Source organism: Rhodococcus sp. R1101 (assembly GCF_000278445.1).
Taxonomy (GTDB): domain Bacteria; phylum Actinomycetota; class Actinomycetes; order Mycobacteriales; family Mycobacteriaceae; genus Rhodococcus; species Rhodococcus gordoniae.
Genome location: NZ_AJVB01000250.1, coordinates 1 through 5631 on the forward strand (window position 1 = coordinate 1; position 5631 = coordinate 5631).

4 protein-coding genes are annotated in these 5631 nt (G+C 68.6%); 2 read left to right on the plus strand and 2 right to left on the minus strand.

All coding sequences use genetic code 11. From position 1 onward, the window contains the following. The coding region (locus R1101_RS0115110) for a peptide MFS transporter (RefSeq protein ID WP_016934234.1) at positions 1–1170 on the plus strand (1170 nt) is incomplete at its 5' end. A gap of 78 nt (positions 1171–1248) precedes the next feature. Here R1101_RS0115110 and R1101_RS0115115 read toward each other — a convergent pair. Next, the gene (locus tag R1101_RS0115115; RefSeq protein ID WP_051017555.1) at positions 1249–2928 is read right to left on the minus strand and encodes an NTF2-like N-terminal transpeptidase domain-containing protein; all 1680 of its coding nucleotides are present in this window, start codon (positions 2926–2928) and stop codon (positions 1249–1251) included. A 78-nt stretch (positions 2929–3006) separates the two neighbouring features. Next, positions 3007–4776 (minus strand): penicillin-binding transpeptidase domain-containing protein, encoded by a 1770-nt coding sequence (locus R1101_RS0115120; RefSeq protein ID WP_016934236.1) that lies wholly within the window; start codon positions 4774–4776, stop codon positions 3007–3009. Between the two features lie 193 nt (positions 4777–4969). On the opposite strand from R1101_RS0115120, the gene R1101_RS0115125 reads away from it, so the two are divergent. Beyond that, the coding region (locus R1101_RS0115125) for an ATP-binding cassette domain-containing protein (protein WP_016934237.1) at positions 4970–5631 on the plus strand (662 nt) is incomplete at its 3' end.

Sequence of the window (5631 nt, forward strand, 5' to 3'; positions counted from 1 at the left end):
GCCGTGCTCATCATGTTCGGCCATATCGCGCTCGCCGTCCTGCCCGGTTTCGTCGGGGTCGGGGTAGGCCTGGTGCTGGTCGCCTTCGGTAGCGGTGGTCTCAAGGCCACGGCGACGTCGATCGTCGGCGATCTCTACGACGAGCAGGATCCTCGACGCGACGCCGGTTTCTCCATCTTCTACATGGGTGTGAACCTCGGCGCGCTCGTCGGCCCGTTGCTCACGGGCTTCCTGGCCGATCGCCACGGCTTCCACTGGGGCTTCGGTCTCGCCGCAGTCGGTATGTTCCTCGGTCTGCTGCAGTACACGATCTACCGCAAGCACCTCGGCGAGATCGGCAAGGTGCCGCCGCATCCCCTGCCGGCGGAGACACGCACCAAGGCGGCCGGAATCGGCCTGATCGCCGTGGTCCTCATCGCGGTCGCCGCGCTCACCGGCCTCGTCACGACGAACAACATGTCCGACATCGTCGTCGTCCTGACGCTCGTCGCGACCGTCTCCTACTTCGTCATCATGCTGACGAGCAAGCAGATCACGTCGATCGAGCGCAGCCGGGTACTCTCGTTCATCCCGATGTTCATCGCGAGCGCCGTCTTCTGGTCGCTCTTCCAGCAGCAGTTCACGATGGTCGCCGTCTACGCCGACACGCGCCTGAACCGCGACCTGTTCGGGTGGGAGTTCCCCCCGTCCTGGGTGCAGTCGATCAACCCCGTCTTCATCATCCTGTTCGCGGGTGTCTTCGCCGCCGTGTGGACGAAGCTCGGACCGCGCCAGCCGTCGTCGCCCATCAAGTTCGCGGCCGGCACGATCATCATGGGCATCGCATTCCTGTGCTTCATCCCCATGGCCGGTGGCGGTGCCAACAGCGCTCCCCTGCTCGGGCTGGTCTTCATCCTGTTGCTGTTCACCTTCGCCGAGTTGTTCCTGTCCCCTGTCGGACTGTCGCTGTCGACGAAACTCGCGCCGAAGAACTTCCACACGCAGATGGTCGCCTTGTTCTACCTGTCCGTCGCCTGCGGCACGGCCATGGCCGGTACTCTCGCCGGGTTCTACGACGAGACCGACGAGGTGCCGTACTACCTGTGGATCGGTGGAGCGTCGATCGCGGTGGGTGTCGTGCTCGCCCTGTTCTCGCCGCGCATCAAGAAGCTCATGCACGGCGTGCAGTAGACACCCACTCGGGCACCCGCCCTCGGCCACGCGGCCGGGGGCGGTCCCGATCGCCCTCGGTGTACCGAGCGCGGCGGATCAGTCTCCGACGAGCGGTTCGCTCAGCTTGCGCAGGAACGTGTCGGCCATCTTGATCGCGCGGTCGCCACCGTCCGCATCGGCGACGAAGACCGCGAAGGCCAGGTCGCCACCGGTGTAACCGAAGAACCACCGGTCGTCGCCGCTCGCCGCGGCGATACCCGCGAGACCGGCGTGGCCGCGGAGGTAGGACGCGGGACCGTTCTGCACGTTGTCGATCATCATGCCGCGCAGAGCGTCGATCACAGAGGCGGGCAGCGCCTCGGGGGCGTCGTGGACGACGGTCTCCTGCCCCTGGACGATCGTGGGGACAGCGGCGCTGCCCCGAGCGACCGAGGCGGCCAGCACCGCGGCCCCGAGGGGGGTGATCAGGTTCTCGTCGGAGTCCGATCCGGCGAACTGGACCACTCCGGAGGGATTGTGCCCGATCTGCGCGGTCTCGAATTCGAAGCCCGGTACCTCGTAGTCGACGCCGAGCCCGAGGCTGCGGGCCGTCGTGGCGATGTCGTCCGAGCTCACGTCGTTCGGGTCGACTCCGCGCTCGAGACCGGCTGCCAGCCGGAGCGGATCGAGGACACCTCCGGCGGGGTAGAGACCGTGGGTGAGCACCGGGCCGAGTTCCATGGCCCAGTTGTTGACGTCGGCGGCGAGGATGCCGCCGGTCGACGGCTGGATGGCGACCACCGCGGCCGGCGTACCCGCGGTGACGACCGCTTCCTTCGCGGCGAGCTGCACCTGGGAGTCGACGGTCGCCTGCAGATCCGGAGGCGGCGGGCCCTGGAAACCGGCCACCTGGATGGGGCCGCTCTCGGGATCCTCGAGCGTGACCGCCCAGCCTGCCGTCCGGTCGCGTTCGAGCTGCCAGGCCGAACGCAGCGAATCGAGCAGGGGTGTGGAGATCCGGCGATCGGCGCTGATCAGGGTGGGGGTGGTGAGCACCTCGACACCCGGGATGGACACGATGTCGTCCTGGAGGAACTGGTAGTCCTGGTCGCGGAGCTTGACCGCGGTGACCCGGTTGCCGGGGGCCTCGTCCATCCGCTCCTGCATCAGCTGGGCGGTGACGACGGGTGCGACCGGCGCGAGAACCGCGGCGAGGCGGTTGGTGGTGTCGGCGGGATCGGGCATCGCCGCCGGATCGAGCACCACGGCGTTGATGGTCTGTTCCTCCATGAGGAGACGGCCGGTGCGGTCGAAGATCTTCGGCGGCGCGGCGTCGGTGCGCACGTGGTGGACGGTGCGCCCGCCCGACAGGTCGGGTACGACGACCTCCGGGTCCCAGGACACGCGCCAGCCGACGGCGAGCTTCCGTACCGCTCCGGTGACCTGGTACGACCAGTCCTTGCCTTCGCCGAAGTTCCATCCGGCGGAGAGGGTGAAGTATCCCGACTCGTCGTTGAGTTCGACGAGCTGGGTGACGTCGTAGTCGACGGTGCCGTCGGACAGGCCGTCGTACATCTGCGCGATCGTTTCCTCCGCCGCGTTCGGGTAGGAGGTCAGGGCAGCCGCTGTGGCTGCATCCCGATCGTCGAGAGCGGCGACGAAGTCGTCGACGAGGCGTTGCGCCTCGCTTCGAGAATCCGAGAACACAACTGTCGTCAGAGCGACGACAGCCACGACGAGGCATACGGCGAGCGCGACGATACGCCCTCGTTTCCCCCGCCACTCACGAAATCTCATATGTAACAACCTTCACTTCAGTCACACGAGATACCAGCACGCGTTGTGCACGAACCAATCACAATTGCGCCACGCGCCCTACCCCCTCAGCCATCGCCCCGCCGCTTCGACTGCGGGGGCCGAGCCGTCCGCCCCTGCCACGAACACCGCGAAGGCAAGATTATCCTGTGAGCCGATAAACCAGCCGTGCGCCCCGACGTTGTCACCGTACTCCGCCGTCCCCGTCTTCCCCGTCAGATCGGGAATGTCGCGCAACGTACCGGCTGTACCCTCGATCACAGTCTCGCGCATCATCTCTCGCAGTGCCGCGAGCACGTTCTCCGGCACCGCTTCGGCGTCCCGATCCGGCGTGGCCGGCTGCCCTTCGACGAGCATCGGAGCCGGTGTCCGGCCGTTCGCGACCGAGGCCGCGACCAGCGCCATCCCGAACGGCGACGCCGTCACCTCTCCCTGCCCGATCGCTGCTTCCACGCGGGCCGCATCGGTGTCGGTGACCGGCACATCACCCGTGACCGTGACGAGACCGGGCGTGACGTAATCGATGCCGAGACCGAGCCGTTCGGCCGTCGCGCGCAACGCGTCGGGAGGCAGATCCAGGGCGAGCCGCCCCATGGTCGTATTGCACGAGAACGCGAACGCGGTGTGCAGCGGCACGGGCCCGAGGTCGAAGTTCTCGTCGTTCGGAATCGTGCGCGAGCCGATCGAGGCGACCCCCGGGCAGGGCAGCACGGTGCCGGGTTCGGCGAGACCGGCACCGAGCGCTGCCGCCGTCGTCACCACCTTGAATGTCGAACCCGGCGGGTAGAGACCCGTCGCGGCCACCGGGCCCTCGGCGTCGGCCGCCTCGTTCTGGGCCATCGTGCGGATCGCGCCCGTCGCGGGCTCGATCCCGACGATCACCGCGGGAGTGTCGAAGGTCGCAAGGACCTCCTCGGCCCGTCGCTGCAGGCCGAGATCGATCGTGCTGGTCAGGTCGGGGGCCTCCGGTCCCGACTCACCTGCGACCCGAGTGGTGGCACCGTCCGCCGCGACCCGCCGGACCACCCAGCCCGCCGAGGCGTCCTGTCCTTCCTGCCAGAGTTCGGCGAGACCGGACCACACGGGCGAGGCGAGAGCACGTTCGGTGGTGAGCAGACGGGTCTGCGGCACGAGCGTCACGCCGGGCAGCGCAGCGAGGCGCTCCTCGATGGGTGCGAGGTCGTCCTCACGCAGGGTGATGACCCCCGCGGCACCGCCACCGGCCGCCGCGACCTGCTCGGTGAGGCTCTCCGCCGTGACGGTCGGGACGACCGTGGCCAGCACGGGCGCGACCGCCGCCGGGTCGGCGGTGGCGTCGAGGTTCACGACGGTGACGACCTGCTCCCCCATGAGCGGCTGCCCTGCCCGGTCGAAGATCGTCGGCGGGGCACCGGCCGTGGTCAGGTACTGCAGCGATGCGCCGCCCGCCAGTTCCGGCGAGAGCACGGCGGGATCCCAGCGGACACGCCACGCGTCGGCCGCCGGATCCTCCGTCGCGCTGCCGGTGGTCCGGTACGACCAGTCGCGGCCCTCCCCGAAGGTCCACCTCACGTCGAGGTCGAAGGTGTCGCCGTCGCCCGTCCCCGCGACACTCACGGAGGGATCGTCGTTGCCGAGCCCCTCGAAGAGGGCGCCGATGGCGGTTTCCGCCGCCGCCGGGTCGGTGGTCAGCGCGGCCGCCCCCGCGACGTCGCCCACGTCGAGAGCGGCCGCGAATTCCTCCGCGATCGTCTCCGGCTGATCGGGGCCGGTCGCGCACGCAGGCAGCGACAGCACCGTCGCTGTCGCGACACCCAGGGTCAGCAGTCGGATCCGCACGGTCCCGATCATGCCCGCACTTTCGGTCCCGTGCCTGTTACCGCAGGTAGGCGCCGGGGTGAAATATTCGGTTGCATCCCGGACGGTGCAGGATCCACCATGGTGTCCGCATCCCGTACCCGTCGATCGGAGAAGTCCGTTGCTCCTGTGAGCGGTTCCGTCCCCGCGCATTCGCGCAGCCGACCCTCACCCTTCGGGAGCCACCATGTCTTCATCCGGTATCACGCTGTCCGCACTTTCCTACGTCCATCCGGACGGCACCTCCGCCGTACAGGATCTCGATGCCGTCGTCCCGGCCGGGCGGATCGGCCTGGTGGGCCGTAACGGAAGCGGGAAGACCACTCTGCTCCGGTTGATCGCGGGCGAACTCCGCCCGACCTCGGGTTCGTCGACCGTACGGGGGCGGGTCGCCTACCTCCCCCAGGACGTCACGCTCGATCCGGCGGTGCCGGTCGATTCCGTCCTCGGCATCGGCGAGATCCGAAAGTCACTGCGACGCATCGAATCCGGATCGATCGACGATCGGGACTTCGAGATCGTCGGCGACCGGTGGGACATCGAGGACCGCGCGCTCGCGCTCATGCATCGCGTGGGTCTCGACCGGATCCTTTACGGTACCGGCGATTTCGATCGCACCGTCGGTCAGCTCTCCGGCGGAGAGACCGTGCTGCTCGCCTTCACCGCACGCCTGCTCGACGAACCGGACGTGCTGCTGCTCGACGAGCCGACGAACAATCTCGACGCCGACGGCCGTACGCGACTGCAGGACGCGCTCGACCGGTTCCCCGGTACGGTGCTGGTCGCCGGGCACGACCGGGAACTGCTCGAGGGGACGGATTCGATCGCCGAACTGCGCAACGGGTCGTT

Coding starts and splice junctions, on each gene's coding strand:
- R1101_RS0115115 (WP_051017555.1), bottom strand. CDS start 2,928: ATGAGATTTCGTGAGTGGCGGGGGAAACGAGGGCGTATCGTCGCGCTC.
- R1101_RS0115120 (WP_016934236.1), bottom strand. CDS start 4,776: ATGATCGGGACCGTGCGGATCCGACTGCTGACCCTGGGTGTCGCGACA.